The organism is Skermanella mucosa, from assembly GCF_016765655.2.
Taxonomy (GTDB): Bacteria; Pseudomonadota; Alphaproteobacteria; order Azospirillales; family Azospirillaceae; genus Skermanella; species Skermanella mucosa.
Genome location: NZ_CP086108.1, coordinates 246,958 through 261,882, shown reverse-complemented (window position 1 = coordinate 261,882; position 14,925 = coordinate 246,958). Strand labels below are relative to the sequence as shown.

Genomic DNA, 14,925 nt, shown 5'->3' with positions numbered 1-14,925 from the left:
CCTCGCGCCAGCCGCCCCGGCCCTCCTGTTCGTCAGGAGGCGGTCAGCACGACCTTGACGCTCCGGGAGCGGTCGAGCGCCAGGAGAAAGGCTTCGGGCGCATCGGCCAGCGGCCGCTCCGCCGTCACCAGCTTCATCACGTCCACGCCGCCCGAAACGATCAGCGAGACCGCCCGCACGTATTCGGCGCCGAACCGGAACGACCCCTTCAAGTCCAGCTCCTTCGACATGACGGCATTCGCCGGGACCGGCAGCATGCCGCCGGCGAGGTTGCCGATCTGGACCACCGTGCCGCCCCGCCGCACGCTGGCGATCGCGGAGGCTAGGCCCGCAGGGGTTCCCGACACCTCGAAGGCGACATCGAAGGAACGCCGCGCCGACAGGTCGCGCAGGCCCTCGTCGCCGCCGGAGACATCGACCACATGGTCGGCGCCGAGCCGCTCGGCGAAGGCGAGGGGGGCCGCGGCGACATCGACTACCGCCACTTCCGAGGCGCCCGCCAGCTTGGCGCACAGCATGGTCAGCAGGCCGATCGGTCCGGCACCGAACAGGATCGCCCGGCGGCCGTCCATCTCCCCCGCGCGGGCGACCGCGTGCAGGCAGACGGCCAGCGGCTCCGCCAGGGCCGCAGCGGCGAAGGGCAGCTCCTTCGGGACCTTGACGCACTGGGCGGCCGTCGCGTCGAACAGGCTGGCGAAGCCGCCCTGCATGTGCGGCGTCTTGGACGCGGAGCCCATGAAGTAGATGTTCTCGCACAGGTTCTCGCGGCCTTCCCGGCAGCGGACGCAGGTGCCGCACCAGCGCGACGGGTTGACCGCGACATGGTCGCCCACGGCCAGCCCGGCCACGCCCGCGCCGACCTCGACGATCTCGCCCGCGACCTCGTGCCCCAGCACCAGGGGGGAGGTCACGACGAAGTCGCCGGTCCGCGCGTGGCGGTAATAATGCATGTCGGAACCGCAGATCCCGCCCGCGCCGAAGCGGACGCGGACCATCCCGGGGTCCAGGCGGTCGAGCGGACGCTCGACCATCCTCAGGTCCTCGGGGCCGTACAGGGTTGCGGCGAAGGCGGATGCGGTCATCGGATCAATCCCATCGTCTGGGGAAGCCACAGGGTGATGAACGGCATGAAGGTGATCATCAGGAGCGCTATGAACAGCGGCACCAGCCAGGGCAGGATGGCCATGGTGGTCCGCTCGACCGACAGCTTGGCGACGCGGGACAGCACGAACAGCACCATGCCCAGCGGCGGGTGGAGCAGCCCGATCATCAGGTTCAGCGTCATGATCACGCCGAAATGGACCGGGTCGATCTCGAACTTCAGGACGATCGGCAGCAGGATCGGTACCAGGATGGTGATCGCGGCGATGGTGTCCAGAAAGCAGCCGACGATCAGCACCAGGATGTTGACCAGGATCAGGAAGACCCACTTGTTGTCGGTGATGCTCAGGATCAGGTCGGACAGGCCCTGGGCCGCCTCGCCCACGGTCAGCAACCAGGCGAAGATGGAGGCGGCCGTCACGATGAACAGGACCGACGCCGTCGTCTCGATCGTGTCGAAGCCGGCCTTCGCCAGGGTGCGGAAGGTCATGGTCCGGTAGCGCACCAAGCCGAGGAACAGCGACCAGATCACCGCAGCGACCGCCGCCTCGGTCGGGGTGAACCAGCCCATGGTCATGCCGCCGATCAGGATGATCGGGGTCATCAGCGCCATCACGGCCGACCAGTCGAAATACCAGTCCAGCGCGATCAGGACCGCGAAGGAGATTATCAGGGCCACGTTGACTGACAGCCCGGCCCAGATCAGGCCGTAGACCACCATCGGGAAGGTCAGGACGATGATAACCTCGAGCCCGGCCTCCGCCAGCCGGTTCCACTCGAACCCGGTGTCGGATCCCCAGCCGCGCTTGTGCGCGATCAGCGCCACGGTGACCATCATCAGCAGCGTCATGACCACGCCCGGGACGATCCCCGCCAGGAACAGCGCGCCGATCGACACGTTCGCCATCATGCCGTAGATCACGAAGGGCAGGGACGGCGGGAAGATCGGCCCGAGCGTCGCCGAGGCCGCCGTGACGCCGACCGCGGCCTCCACCGGATAGCCATGGTCCTTCATGGCCTTGATCTCGATGGTGCCGATGCCGGCGGCATCGGCCAGCGCGGTGCCCGACATGCCGGAGAAGATCACCGAGCCGATGATGTTGACCTGGGCCAGGCCGCCCTTCATCCAGCCGACCAATGCCACCGCGAAGCTGTAGATCCGGCCGGTCACGCCGGCGATGTTCATCAGGTTGCCGGCCAGGATGAAGAAGGGGACCGCGAGCAGCGGGAAGCTCTCGACGCCGGCGATCATGCGCTGGGCCACGATCACGTCGGGCGCCACGTCGTAGACCACCAGGTAGAGCAGGGACGCCACCGCCATGGAGACGGCGACGGGGATGCCCACGATCATGAGGACGAGAAAGGAGACGATCAGCAGGGTCATGGCCTCAATCCCCCGTCGGCGGCATGAAGGCGTCGGGACGTTCCAGCACCGAATATCCGCGGCGCAGGTTCTCGATCATCACCTGGACGGCGCGCAGGCACATCAGGGCGAAGCCGGCCATGACGGTGTAGAAGACGATGGATTTCGGCAGGTCGATCATGGTCATGCGCTCCTCGCTGATCAGGGAGGAGTATTTCCAGACCAGATAGGCCCCGTAGCCGAAGAAGGCGATCCGGACGATGTCCACGAACAGCGACAGCACGCGCGCCAGCCCCGACGGGATGTAATGGTAAAGGACGTCCACCTGGATGTGCCGCGACTGCCGCACGCACATGATCGACCCGAAGAAGACGACGCCGACCAGGAAGTTGATCGCGACCTCCTCGGTCCAGGCGAGGCTGTCGTTGAGGACGTAGCGGGTGAAGAACTGGATGAAGACCGCTACCGCCATGGCCCAGAACATGACCTGGGTGATCCAGTCCTCGACCGAGTAGCTGGACAGGTCGACCACCTCCACCTCCTCCTCGAAGGCGTGGGCGATCTCGTCGGCGGTGGCGGCGACGTTGGATGGAGGATGCTGCGACACGTCCTGATGACCTTTCGGAACTCGACCTCTCGGGATTCAAGGGTGGCACCGGCGCCGCCGGGGAACGGGTCCCCGCCGGCGCCGGTGCCGGGATGCCTTACTTGACGGCCTGGATGCGGTCGTAGTCTTCCTGGCGGTACTTGAAGTCCTCCAGCGGGACATTGGCGCGCACGACCTTTTCGAAGGCGGCCTTGTCCACCTCCTCCACGGTCAGGCCGCGGTCCTTGAAGGTCTGGACCAGTTCAGCCTCGCGGTCCTGCACGATCTTGGTGGCCCGCGCCGCCGCTTCCTGGGTGACCTCGGTGAAGATCTTCTTGTCCTCGTCCGACAGCTTGGCCCAGCGCCGGCCGGCGATCGTCGTGTTGACGTGGTCGGTGATGTGGCCGGTCAGGATGATGTGCTTCTGAACCTCGAAGAACTTCTTCGCCTCGATGGTCGTCAGCGGGTTCTCCTGGGCGTCCACGGTGCCGTTCTGGAGCGCCAGGTAGACCTCGGCGAAGGCGATCGGCGCCGTGTTGGCGCCGCAGGCGCGCGGCATCGCCAAGTATGCCGGCACGTCGGGCACGCGGATCTTAAGGCCGCGCATGTCCTCGCAGGTCTTGATCGGCTTGTTGGCGGTGGTGTGGCGGGTGCCGTAGTAGGTCACGGCCAGGATGTGGTGGCCGGAAGCCTTCTCGTAGCCTGCCGCCAGGTCCTTGAACACGTCGCTCTTGGTATAGGCGATCAGGTGCTCCGGATCCCGGAAGACATAGGGGTAGTAGGTGACGCCGATCGGCGGATAGGCCCGCGCCGCGAAGCTGGAGCCGGAAACGATCATGTCGACGCTGCCCAGGGTCAGGCCCTGGTTGAGGTCGGTTTCCTTGCCGAGCTGCGAGGCCGGGAACACGGTGATCTTGTAGCGCCCGTCGGTGCGCTTCTCGATCTCCTGCGCCGCCCAGACCGATTCCGTGTGGAACGGCTCGGACGTCTCGTAGGCGTGGCCCCATTTCAGGTTGGTCTGGGCTTGGGCCGGCGCCGTGACGGCGAGCGCCATGACCGCCGTGAAAGCGGCGGCGTATGTCTTCAACATCTTCTCTTTTCCTCCCCTGGGGTGCTGAACTCTGTACGCCGTGCCGGCTGCTAGGCGCCGGACGGGATCTCCTCCTCCTCGAAGCTCGCGGAGAAGCGGCTTTGCGACTGCTGGAGATGGTGCCGCATCGCCTCGCGGGCCTGGTGCGGGTCGCGCGCGACGATGGCGTCGCGGATCGCGCGGTGCTCGTCGATCGCGGCCCGCCAGGTATCGGGTGTTTCGAAATAGCGCGACAGGCGCTGGAAATACGGGTTGATGCGCTGGTCGAACAGGTCCCCGACGAAGCGCAGGATCACCGCGTTGCCGACCGTGGCCGCGATCGCCTGGTGGAACTGGCGGTCCAGCGCGATGATCTCCGCGTTGTCCGAGCCGCCGGCCCGTTCCATCGCCGCCAGCAGGCGGTCCATCGTCTCGATGTCGGAACTGCCGGCGTGGGTCGCGGCTTCCGCCGCGATGGCGCCCTCGATGAAGGCGCGGGCGCGCAGCAGCTCGAACGGACCCTCCACGGGGACGGTCAGCGGTGGCAGGTGGGACGGCGCCTCGGGCGGCTCGGTCACGTAGATGCCCGAGCCGACCCGGATGCGGACGCGCTTTTCGACTTCGAGGGCGATCAGGGCTTCCCGGACGGTCGGCCGCGAGATGCCGAGCTTGTCCGACAGTTCGCGCTCTGTCGGCAGCCGTTCGCCGACCTTGTACTCGCCCCGGTCGATCAGTTCCTTCAGGTGGTCGGCGACCTGCCGGTAGAGCCGGCGCGGTTCTATCGTCTCGATCGGCATGCGGCGAACCCTCCCCCGAGGCCCCGGCTGGCCGGGAACTTGTCAGGTCATTTGGTCTGACCAATTGACCCGCATGATCCGGCCATCCGCCTGCCCTGTCAAGCGCGCGACGAGGGAGTACGCCTTCAGACCGGGAGCTGGCGCAGGGCCGAGACCGCCGTCATGATGCCGCGGATCTCGGCGAGGCCGCGCAGCCGCCCGATCATGGGATAGCCCGGGTGGGTCGGCTTGCCGATGTCGTCAAGGAGCTCGTGCCCATGGTCCGGGCGGAACGGAATGCGCCAGTCGGCCCGGCCGGCATCGAGGCGGCGCTTCTGCTCCTCCAGCAGCGTGGTCACGACCGACACCATGTCCACGTCGCCGCCGAGATGGTCGGCTTCCATGAACGACCCGTCAGGTTCCTTGGCGACGTTGCGCAGGTGGGCGAACTTTATGTGCCCGGCGAACTGCTTGGCCAGGGCCGGCACGTCGTTGTCCACCCCGGCGCCGAGCGAGCCGGTGCAGAAGGTGATGCCGTTGGCGTCGGACGGAACGGCGCCGACGATGAAGGCGAGGTCGTCGGCGCTGCCCACGACACGCGGCAGCCCGAGCAGCGGGCGCGGCGGGTCGTCGGGATGGATGCACATGCGGATGCCGACTTCCTCCGCGGTCGGGATCACCTCCCGCAGGAAGCGCGCCAGGGTCTCGCGCAGGCCGTCGCGGGTCATGCCCTTGTAGCGGTCGAGCATGCGCCGCAGCCCCGGCGCGTCGTAGCGGTCGAAGGCGCCGGGCAGGCCGGCCATGATGTTGGCCAGGAGCCGGCGCTTGTCGTCCTCCGACGCCCGGTCGAACCACTCCCGCGCCCGGGCCATCACGTCGGGGGCGTGCTCGTCCTCGGCGCCCGGCCGCTCCAGGATGAAGCAGTCGAAGGCCGCGTACTCGTGCGCATTGAAGCGCAGCGCCCGTCCGCCCCCGGGCAGGGGATGCGCGAGCTGGGTGCGCGTCCAGTCCAGCACCGGCATGAAGTTGTAGCAGACGGTGGTGATGCCGCAGGCCGCCAGGTTGCGGAGCGACTGGCGGTAATTGTCGAACAGCGGCTCCAGGTCGCCTTCGCCCAGCTTGATCGGCTCCGACACGGGCAGGCTTTCCACCACGCTCCAGCGCAGGCCCAGGGACGCATCCTCCGCGATCATGGCCTTGCGCTTCTCGATCTCCTCGACCGTCCAGACGACGCCGTAGGGGATGTGGTGAAGGGCGGTCACGATCCCGGAGGCGCCGGCCTGCCGGACATGCGGCAGGCGGATGGCGTCCTCCGGTCCGAACCAGCGCCAGGTCTGTTCCATTGTCTGTTCTCTCCCGGAATTCAGCGGATTGTCTGGATCGCTTCGCGGGCGCCGACCGCCACCAAGCGGTCGTAGGCGCGCGTCACGGCGGTGGTGAAGGCGGGGTTGCCGGCGAGGTCGTCGCCGAACACCTCGCGCACGCCGAACAGGGCAGGGGCGGGCGTGGCGGCCAGGCGGTCGGCCAGCGGGTCGCGCACGTCGATCGGCTGCCCGGCCTCGTCCCGGCCGCCGACATAGCGCATCCAGGCGGCGACGCCGAGCGCCAGCCGGTCGAACGGCTGGCCGGCGGCGAGCCGGGCGCGGATCGTGCCGAGCAGCCGCTGGGGCAGCTTCTGCGAGCCGTCCATCGCGATCTGCCATGTCCGGTGCTTGAGGGCCGGGTTGGCGAATCGTTCCAGCAGGGCCGCCTTGTAGCGGGACAGGTCGGCGCCGGGCGGCACGTCGAGGGTCGGCGTGACCTCCTCGTCCATCAACTCGCGGACGAAGCGGGCGAAATGCGGGTCTCCCATGGCGTCCGACACGGTGGCGTGACCGGCCAGATAGCCCAGGTAGGCGATGCAGGAATGGCTGCCGTTGAGCAGACGGAGCTTCATGAACTCGTACGGGCGCACGTCGGCGACCAGTTCGGCGCCTTCCAGCTCCCAGGCCGGGCGGCCGGTCGGGAAATCGTCCTCGATCACCCACTGGCTGAACGGCTCAGCCATGACCGGCCAGGCATCCTCCGCGCCCAGGGCGGCGGACACGCCGGCGCGGTCCTCGTCGGTGGTGGCCGGAACGATGCGGTCGACCATGCTGCTGGGGCAGGCGACCCGGTCGGCCACCCAGCGGCCCAGCTCGGGATCGCGCAGTTCGGCGAAGCGGCGCAGGATGCCGGCGGCCACGTGGCCGTTGCCGGGCAGGTTGTCGCACGACAGCACGGTGAACGGATCGGTTCCGGCCCGCCGGCGGCGGTCCAGCGCCTCCACCAGGAAGCCCGCCAGGGTGCGCGGCCGGTCGGGATTGCCCAGGTCGTGGACGATGTCGGGGTGCCGCTCGTTCAAGGCGCCGGTCGCCGGGTCGTGGCAATAGCCCTTCTCGGTCACGGTGATCGTGACGATGCGGACTTCCGGGCGGGTCAGGCGGTCGAGCACCGCCGCGGGGTTTTCGGGCGCCACCAGCGTCTCGGTCAGCGAACCGACCACGCGGAGCCGCTGGCCGGAGGCGTCGCGGACGGCCACCGTATAAAGATTGTCCTGGGGAGCCAGGGCGTCGCGGGTGTCCGGACTGCGCAGGGACACGCCGCAGATCCCCCAGGGACCCGGCCGGCGGTTCAGCGCGTCCTCGGTATAGACGGCCTGGTGGGCGCGGTGGAAGGCTCCCAGGCCCATATGGACGATGCCGGTTTGCAGTGAGGTTCGGGGATGGCGGGGCCGCTCGACCTCCGCGCCCAGAGTTTCCAGCGTCCGACCATCGAGACGGCGGGTCATGAAGTCCTCCCCCGGGAAATGCCGTTCTTTCGTTCTTGACTGGTATGGTAGTATGCAAGTTTATCCGCCGCAAGCTTCTTGTATTGAGGAAGCGGCCCGGCGGCGGCGATACTGGCGCTACGGGAACGGGGAGGGGCGGCGATGCTGGAGAGGATCGAGGCGAGTTCGGCGGAGCCGGTCGCCCGGCGGGTGTTCCGCGAGGTGCGGAACGCGATCGTGACCATGGCTTTCCAGCCGGGCCAAGCCCTGTCGGAGCAGGAGATCGCGACGCGGCTGGGCGTCAGCCGGCAGCCGGTGCGCGAGGCCTTCATCAAGCTGAGCGAGGCCGGGCTGGTGACCATCCGGCCGCAGCGGGGAACCTTCATCGTCAAGATCTCCATGAAGCAGGTGTTCGATGCCCGGTTCGTACGGGAAGCCGTCGAACTGGCCGTGGTCCGCCGGGCCTGCGCCGAGATGCCGGCCGACGGGATCGCCGCGTTGCGTTCCATCCTGGACGCCCAGCGCGACGCCGCCGATTCCCTCGACCCGGTCCGCTTCATGGACCTGGACGAGGCGTTCCACCGCGGCATCGCGATGGGCGTCGGCTGCGACTATGCCTGGCGGGTGGTCGAGGAGACGAAGGCCCAGATGGACCGCGTCCGCTATCTCAGCGTGCCCCACGCGACCCCGGTGGACCGGCTGATCGCGCAGCACGAGGCCGTGGTGGACTGGATCGCCGCCCGTGACGCCGACCGGGCGGAAGCGGCGATGCGGCTGCACCTGCGCGAGATCCTGACCTCGCTGCCCGAACTGGCCGAACGCTTCCCCGACTTCTTCGAGCGCGACGCCGCCATCCCCCTGCCGGGGCCGCAGATGTCGTGAATTGTCGTGATTAGGGCCGACACCATACGGGGACGTTGGAGTCTGCTGTCGGCGTTCGCCCTTCGGGCGAAGGCCGACCTACTTGAGGGACTACGTGAGGGACGCGGAATCCATGCTTGATGCCGGGGATACGTGTACCGGATCGAGCTTAGGAATTCAATCCGAAACTGCGCCTTGGCCGCCCGCCGCGAGGGCGGCGACCACCGCCGAGGTGGCGGCGACCAGATCGGCGGGGGCGAGCTTGATCTGAAGGCCGCGCTGGCCGCCGTTGACGACCAGGAAGGGCAGGCCCATCGCCGAGGCGTCGAGGAAGCAGCGCAGGCGCTTCTTCTGGCCCAGCGGGCTGATGCCGCCGACATGGTAGCCGCTGATCCGCTCGGCGTCCGTGGGGCGCATCATGGCGGCGGACTTGCGGCCCGCCGCGGCGGCGATCGCCTTGAGGCTGAGCTCCTGGTCCGACGGGATGATGCCGATGCAGGGCTCGTCCTGCGCCATCACCATCAGGGTCTTGAACACCGCCGAGGGCGGCAGCCCGAGCGCCTGGGCGGCCTGGAGGCCGATCGACGGGGCTTCGGGGTCGTAGTCGTACTGCAGGAGCTCGAACGGCTTCTTCGCCTTTTCCAGAGCCATCGTCGCCGGAGTCCGCCTGGACACGCCCGTCTCTCCGTACTGCCGAACGGTGAAGCGGCATTCTTATCCCCGGCGGACCGGCCCGACAATACGGCTCATTTCAGCTCCAGCGGGGGCAGGTCGAACTGGGTCCGGGCGAGCTGGTAGTAGAGGCCGGTGTAGCCGTTCTCCTTGAGGAATTCGGGATCGGTGAGCTGGGTGTGGGAACCTTGTTCCTGGACCTTGCCGTCCTTGATGAAGCAGATGCGGTCGCTGTCCATCACGGTGGTCAGGCGGTGGGCGATGGTGATCGAGGTGCGGTTGACCAGGACGCCTTTCAGCTCCTGGGTGATGCGGGCCTCGGACTCGTTGTCGAGCGCGCTGGTCGCCTCGTCGAAGATCATGATCTTGGGCCGGCGGTAGAGGGCGCGGGCGATGCCGATGCGCTGGCGCTGGCCGCCCGACAGGCCCATGCCCTTCTCGCCGATCCGGGTCTGGTAGCCCAGGGGGAAGTTGATGATGAAGTCCTCGGACCCCGCCAGCTTCGCCGCCTCCTGCACCGCCTGCATGTCCGGCTCCGGGTCGCCGAGCGCGATGTTCTCGGCCACGGTGCCGCCGAAGATGAAGGTGTCCTGGAGCACCACGCCGATGTTCCGGCGCAGCGAGTTGAGGTCCATGGTCCGGATGTCCTTGCCGTCGATCATCAGGTCGCCGGAGGCCGGCTTGTAGAAGCCCAGCACCATCTTGGCGATCGTGCTCTTGCCGCAGCCCGACGGGCCGACGAAGGCGACGTGCTCGCCCGGATGGATGGTCAGGTCGAAGCCGTGCATGACCGACCGCTTCTGGTCGTTGGTGTTGTAGCTGAAATTGACCTGCTCGAACTTGATCTCGCCCTCCAGGTTGCGGACCTGGGTCTGGATCTTGTCCGGGGCGGAGACGGTCACGTGCTCCGACTTCACGTTCAGCACGTCGCCGACGCGGTCGATCGCGATGCGGACCTCCTGAAGCTCGTTCCACAGGTTGACCATCTGGGTGACCGGGCCGGTGACCAGGCCCATCAGCATGTTGAAGCCCATCAGCTCGCCGATACTCATTTCCCCGCTCATCACCTGGGTGGCGCCGATCCACAGCACGGCGATGCTCGACGCCAGCGTGGCGAGCTTGAACAGGCTGTTGGACATCAGGCTGAGCTTCTGCTGGCGGAAGCTCCGGTTGACGTTCTCGACGAAGGCGTTCTCCCACCGGGCGCGGGCGAAGTATTCGTTGCTGGTCGCCTTCAGCGCCTCGATGCCGTTCAGGCTCTCGATCAGGTAGGACTGGGACTGCGAGTTGGTGATGAAGATCTCCTGGGCGATCGCCTTGATCTTGGGCGTGAAGTACACGACGATGCCGATATAGATCGGGATGAAGATCACCACGATCACGCTGAGCGGCACCGAGTAGGCGAACATCATCAGGAAATAGAGCACGATCATCAGCGTGTTCATCAGCACCGTGATGGTCGAGCCGGTCAGGATCGCGCGGATCTTCTGGTTCTCGCCGAAGCGGGCCAGGATCTCGCCCTTGTTCTTGGTCAGGAAGAAGTCCATCGGCAGGCTGAGCACGTGCCGGTAGAACTCCGACATCAGCCGCATGTCGAGCCGGGAGGTGGTGTGGGCCAGCAGCAGGCTCTGGACCACCGACATGGCCGTGGTCAGCACCGCCACCAGCACCATGCCGCCCAGCATCATGTTGAGCAGGCCGACATCGTGGTGGACCACGACGTTGTCCACGATGGTCTGGACGAACAGCGGCGAGGCGAGGCCCAGGATGTTGATCACGACCGCCGCCAGGATCGCCTCGCCGTAATATTTCTTGTACGGCATGATGTAGTTGATGAAGTGGCGGACGGAGGACTTGGCCTCCTCCTCCTTCTCGAACTTGACCGTCGGCTCCAGCGCGATCAGCACGCCGGCGTCGGGCCGCCGGTCGAGCACGCCGGCCACGTCGGCCGCCGTCCAGGACGCGATGAACTCGTCCCGCTTGATCCTGGCCAGGCCCTTGGCGGGGTCGGCGACCTCCACCTCCCGGTCTCCGGCCTTGACCAGCACGATCCAGTGGTAGCCCTGCCAGCCGATGATGGCGGGCAGCTTCAGCCCCTTCAGGTCGGCATAGGTCAGCGAGTAGCCCTTGGCGCGGAAGCCCAGCGTCTCGGCGCCGCGGATGATCTCGTCGGGGTTGGTCTCCGGCGTGTTGAGGCCGGTGACCTCCTGCATCTGACCGAGGGTGAACTTGCGGCCGTAATGGCCCATCACCATGGCGAGGCAGGCGGCGGCGCTGTCGGCCTGGGTGTTCTGGCGGATCACCGCCAGCTTGGTCGCCTCCTTCGCCTTGACGGAGGCGCGGAACTCGTCCTCCGACATGCCCTCGGCCAGCTTGATGCGGAGGTCCACGCCCTCCGCCCGCTTGCGCGCCGCGATCTCGTCGGCCTCGATCTGCTCGATGTCGCGGGCGCGCTCGGAGAGGCGCTGGCGAAGCTCGGGGTTGAGCGACAGGATGCGCTCGACCGTCTGCTGGTAGATCACCAGCACGGTCACGTCGGTCAGCGCCCGGGCGGTATAGGTCTGGATGCCGCTGGCGGCCCCCTTGGGCGAGCGGCGGGGCAGCGCGCCGGTCTCGCCGATCAGGGTGCCCCGGCCGCAGCGCGACAGGGAGATCGGGTCGCCGGAGATCGGGGCGCGGATCAGCTCGACGGCGCCGCTCTCGATGAAATAGAGGCGCGGGTCGTGGTCGCCCTGGGTGAAGACCGCGCTGTCCGCCCGGATCAGCTTGACGCCCATCTTGGACAGCAGGTCGGAGAATTCCTCCGCCGAATAGGTCGCGTTGCCGAGCATGGCGCGGAGCCGCTCGCCGACCTCCACCAGGCCGACATAGCGGCGGAAATGCTCGTCCACCACCCGGCTCTCGGCGATCAGCAGCCGGGCGCGGTCGGCGCGCAGGCAGACCAGCGTCAGCGGCGTCTCGGCGATCACGTGGTGCGGCCATTTGGTCTCCTCCAGCAGGGAGGTCTGGCCGATGGTGGCGCCCGGCTCGATCAGGCCGACGCTGACCAGCTTGGTGCCGGTATTCTCCTTCAGGCGCGCGGTGCCGTCGTGGATCACGTACATGCCGTCGGCATTGGCGCCCTGGGTGAACAGGCGCTTGCCGGCCGGGATCTGGCGCACCTCCAGCAGCAGCTCGATCGCGCGCTTCTCGGCGCCCGGCAGCACGTTGAACAGGACATGGGTCTGGAGCACGGAGCGGATCGCTTCGAGTGCTGCGGTGTTCCTGACGGTCTCGATCGTGTCCATTTCGGTGCCTTGGGTCGGTGCCTTGGGTCGGTGCCTTGGGTCTCGGTGCCTTGGGTCAGTGTCCCGGGGTGGCGGGGGGAGACGAGTTCATTCCTCCTCCTGCCCCTGGAAGAAGCGGGAGGCGGGGGCGAAGAACAGCTCGATGAAGCGCTTCTCGCCGGTCTTGATCTCGGCCACGCCTTCCAGGCCGATCTCCAGCGCCTTGGGCGTGCCGGCGCGGGCGGCGATCGTCTCGCGCTCCAGCGCCACGGTGACGAGGTAGCGGGACCGGTTCTCCGGCTCGGCGCCGGGGCGGGTCCCGATGTCGGCGATCACGCCGTCCTGGATGCCGTATTCCTGGTAGGGATAGGCGAAATACTTGACCTGCACCTTCTGGCCGCGCCGTATCTTGCCGATGTCGCGGTTCTGGACGAACACCTGGGCTTCCAGCGGGGCCGTGTTGCGGACCATGGTGATCATCGGCGTGCCGGCATTGACGATCACGCCGCGCTGGACATGGACCGCGGTGACGATCCCGTCCTCCAGGCTGGCGTAATAGGCCTTGTCGCCCTCGTAGCGGACGCCGGGGACCAGCGTGCGCGACTGGAGCAGCCGGTTGTTCAGTTCCAGCACCTTCTCGGCGATCAGCTTCTGGTCCCGCTCGCGGGCCTGCCGGACGTTCTGGATCTCGTTGTCGAGCCGTTCCTGGGAATAGGTCTCGGCGATCTGGCGGCGCTCGCCCCGGGCGGTCTCCAGCGCGAGGCGGACGTTCTGGATCTCGGCCTCCGCGTTGTTGGCGGCGCGTTGGAGGTCGCTGACCCGGTTCTGGGCGCGCTGGAGATCGATCTGAGGGATGTCGCGGTTGGCGAACAGCTCCTGCTTGCCGGAAAGGTCGTGGCGCGCGTTGCTCAGGTCCTCCTCGATCCCGGCGCGGGTGCGCTGGGCGGTCTGGACCTGGATCTCGATCTGGCGGATGCGGTTGTCGATCGCCGCCTGCTCGGTCGAGCGGCGCTGCGACAGGTTGCGCCGGTCCAGCTCCAGCTGGTTGGAGCGGAACTCGTACTCCTTCAGCGATTCCCGCTCCTGGATCTGGAGGTCGTCGATCTGGCGCTGGATCGCCTCCTGCTCGGGGGTGGAGGCGGCGCGGATCTTCTCCTGGATCGTGACGATCGGGTCGCCCGGCGGACAGGGGGGAATTCGGGCCGACCTCCAGCGCCTCGATCAGGCCGCCGCCGACCGCCTGGATCGACACCGCCTGGCGCTGGAGCGTCAGCGGTGCCATCACCAGTATGTCCTTGGAGGCGAACAGGGAATAGACCAGCATCGCGAAGGCCGAGACCACCATCAGGTAGACCGGCCCGTGCATGATCACGTTCGGCGCCGAATTGAGCAGGTTGCCGGCCTGGATCGGATGCCGCAGCTTGCCCGACGCGATCGTGTCGATCTTGACGGGCCGGCTTTTCTTGGTGGCCATCGGCTGTTCCGGAATCTTCCCTGCTTCCTGACGCTGCCGGCGGGCGGCAGGGGATAATGGAACATTACCTCTAAAATATGATTAACCGGCGGCCGGGACGGTCAATGCAGCAGCGGTGGCCGGGACGGGGCGGCGGGCGGCGCGTCGGCCTGGTCTTCCGGCGCGGCGGGCGTGGTGGCGGGCGGTACGGCGGGCTTGGTGGCGGGCGGCGGCTGGAAGCCGGCCCAGATCTCTTCGGCATAGAGGTGTTCGGGGCCGTCGGGGCGGGTGGCCCGGCCGGACGGATTGACCTCGGCGGGGAAGGGCGGGTCCTCGTCCTCGCGCGGGTCGAAGATGACGGGGGCGAGGTCGTCGTCGGGCGACGGCCGGTAGAGCATGATGTCGCGGTCGCGGACCACGCCGGCCAGCTTGAGCTGGAGGCGGGTCGCCTGGAGGGCGGTGGCCGGGCGGCCGGACTCCAGCGCGATTTCGGCGATGCGGTCCAGGCGGTCCAGGGCGCGGGCGACATGGCGGGCGCGCTCCGCCATGTATCGGGCGCGGTGCTCCTCGACCCGGCGGCGGATGGTGGCGCAGGTCATCAGGATGCAGCCGCGCTGGCGGGCGCCTTGGGGCGAATATCCCGCGAGCCGGACCGCCGCGGCCAGACCGGCGCCGCGCGCGTGATGCAGGGCGAAGAGCTCGTGCCGGGGATGGCGCAGGCGGTCGGGGTCGGGGGGCGGTTCCGGAGTGTCCAGGGTCATCGGTGTCTCCGGACTCAGGGGCTTGCGGGGCCGGCGGCGGCCCGGGTCGGCGGGAAGGTCATCCTGTGCGAAACCGCGGGAAGGTCACTGGCGGTCATCATGGGGTCATCCGGGACGGGATGGCGGGCCACGGGTTTCCGGGGAGCGGGTGGCGTGGGAGCGGCTTCGGCCGGCGCCGGTTCGTCGGAAAGGTCATCTCGACTTTGGCCATCCTAAATGGGACTACGAG

13 protein-coding genes are annotated in these 14,925 nt (G+C 67.9%); 2 read left to right on the top strand and 11 right to left on the bottom strand.

The window, feature by feature from the left end; all coding sequences use genetic code 11:
• Positions 1–32 precede the first annotated feature (32 nt).
• From JL100_RS34155 to JL100_RS34125, 7 genes are all read right to left on the bottom strand, one after another.
• Positions 33–1,082 carry an L-idonate 5-dehydrogenase gene (locus JL100_RS34155; protein ID WP_202685360.1) on the bottom strand — a complete coding sequence of 350 codons (1,050 nt, stop codon included), beginning with the start codon at positions 1,080–1,082 and terminating at the stop codon, positions 33–35.
• On the bottom strand, positions 1,079–2,485 hold the full coding sequence (locus JL100_RS34150) for a TRAP transporter large permease (RefSeq protein WP_202685361.1): 1,407 nt from the start codon (positions 2,483–2,485) through the stop codon (positions 1,079–1,081). Before JL100_RS34150 ends, JL100_RS34155 begins: the two co-directional genes overlap by 4 nt.
• A 4-nt stretch (positions 2,486–2,489) precedes the next feature.
• Entirely contained in the window at positions 2,490–3,071 is a 582-nt protein-coding gene (locus tag JL100_RS34145; RefSeq protein ID WP_202685362.1) for a TRAP transporter small permease, read from the bottom strand.
• Between the two features lie 97 nt (positions 3,072–3,168).
• Positions 3,169–4,140 (bottom strand): sialic acid TRAP transporter substrate-binding protein SiaP, encoded by a 972-nt coding sequence (locus JL100_RS34140; RefSeq protein ID WP_202685363.1) that lies wholly within the window; start codon positions 4,138–4,140, stop codon positions 3,169–3,171.
• Positions 4,141–4,190: 50 nt separating this feature from the next.
• Positions 4,191–4,916, bottom strand: a complete 726-nt coding sequence (locus JL100_RS34135; protein WP_202685364.1) for a FadR/GntR family transcriptional regulator — start codon at positions 4,914–4,916, stop codon at positions 4,191–4,193.
• A 125-nt stretch (positions 4,917–5,041) separates the two neighbouring features.
• The gene (gene uxuA, locus JL100_RS34130) at positions 5,042–6,238 is read right to left on the bottom strand and encodes a mannonate dehydratase (protein ID WP_202685365.1); all 1,197 of its coding nucleotides are present in this window, start codon (positions 6,236–6,238) and stop codon (positions 5,042–5,044) included.
• A 20-nt stretch (positions 6,239–6,258) separates the two neighbouring features.
• Positions 6,259–7,704, bottom strand: coding sequence for a mannitol dehydrogenase family protein (locus tag JL100_RS34125; RefSeq protein WP_202685366.1), 1,446 nt, complete (start codon positions 7,702–7,704; stop codon positions 6,259–6,261).
• 141 nt (positions 7,705–7,845) lie between these two features.
• Between JL100_RS34125 and JL100_RS34120 the strand changes: the two genes are divergently transcribed.
• A complete protein-coding gene (locus JL100_RS34120; RefSeq protein ID WP_202685367.1) occupies positions 7,846–8,565 on the top strand; it encodes a GntR family transcriptional regulator in 720 nt (239 codons plus the stop codon).
• A 156-nt stretch (positions 8,566–8,721) separates the two neighbouring features.
• Here the strand turns inward: JL100_RS34120 and ybaK are convergent, their stop codons facing one another.
• From ybaK to JL100_RS34105, 3 genes are all read right to left on the bottom strand, one after another.
• Positions 8,722–9,219 (bottom strand): Cys-tRNA(Pro) deacylase, encoded by a 498-nt coding sequence (gene ybaK, locus JL100_RS34115; RefSeq protein WP_202685368.1) that lies wholly within the window; start codon positions 9,217–9,219, stop codon positions 8,722–8,724.
• Positions 9,220–9,290: 71 nt separating this feature from the next.
• Entirely contained in the window at positions 9,291–12,503 is a 3,213-nt protein-coding gene (locus JL100_RS34110) for a peptidase domain-containing ABC transporter (RefSeq protein WP_202685369.1), read from the bottom strand.
• 87 nt (positions 12,504–12,590) lie between these two features.
• Positions 12,591–13,115, bottom strand: a complete 525-nt coding sequence (locus tag JL100_RS34105) for an HlyD family efflux transporter periplasmic adaptor subunit (RefSeq protein WP_202685370.1) — start codon at positions 13,113–13,115, stop codon at positions 12,591–12,593.
• Between the two features lie 229 nt (positions 13,116–13,344).
• Between JL100_RS34105 and JL100_RS34100 the strand changes: the two genes are divergently transcribed.
• Positions 13,345–14,013 (top strand): hypothetical protein, encoded by a 669-nt coding sequence (locus JL100_RS34100; protein WP_228421705.1) that lies wholly within the window; start codon positions 13,345–13,347, stop codon positions 14,011–14,013.
• 44 nt (positions 14,014–14,057) lie between these two features.
• Here the strand turns inward: JL100_RS34100 and JL100_RS34095 are convergent, their stop codons facing one another.
• The gene (locus JL100_RS34095; RefSeq protein WP_202685371.1) at positions 14,058–14,696 is read right to left on the bottom strand and encodes a hypothetical protein; all 639 of its coding nucleotides are present in this window, start codon (positions 14,694–14,696) and stop codon (positions 14,058–14,060) included.
• Positions 14,697–14,925 lie beyond the last annotated feature (229 nt).

Coding starts and splice junctions, on each gene's coding strand:
- JL100_RS34140 (WP_202685363.1), bottom strand. CDS start 4,140: ATGTTGAAGACATACGCCGCCGCTTTCACGGCGGTCATGGCGCTCGCC.
- JL100_RS34110 (WP_202685369.1), bottom strand. CDS start 12,503: ATGGACACGATCGAGACCGTCAGGAACACCGCAGCACTCGAAGCGATC.
- JL100_RS34135 (WP_202685364.1), bottom strand. CDS start 4,916: ATGCCGATCGAGACGATAGAACCGCGCCGGCTCTACCGGCAGGTCGCC.
- JL100_RS34150 (WP_202685361.1), bottom strand. CDS start 2,485: ATGACCCTGCTGATCGTCTCCTTTCTCGTCCTCATGATCGTGGGCATC.
- JL100_RS34120 (WP_202685367.1), top strand. CDS start 7,846: ATGCTGGAGAGGATCGAGGCGAGTTCGGCGGAGCCGGTCGCCCGGCGG.
- JL100_RS34155 (WP_202685360.1), bottom strand. CDS start 1,082: ATGACCGCATCCGCCTTCGCCGCAACCCTGTACGGCCCCGAGGACCTG.
- JL100_RS34125 (WP_202685366.1), bottom strand. CDS start 7,704: ATGACCCGCCGTCTCGATGGTCGGACGCTGGAAACTCTGGGCGCGGAG.
- uxuA (WP_202685365.1), bottom strand. CDS start 6,238: ATGGAACAGACCTGGCGCTGGTTCGGACCGGAGGACGCCATCCGCCTG.
- JL100_RS34095 (WP_202685371.1), bottom strand. CDS start 14,696: ATGACCCTGGACACTCCGGAACCGCCCCCCGACCCCGACCGCCTGCGC.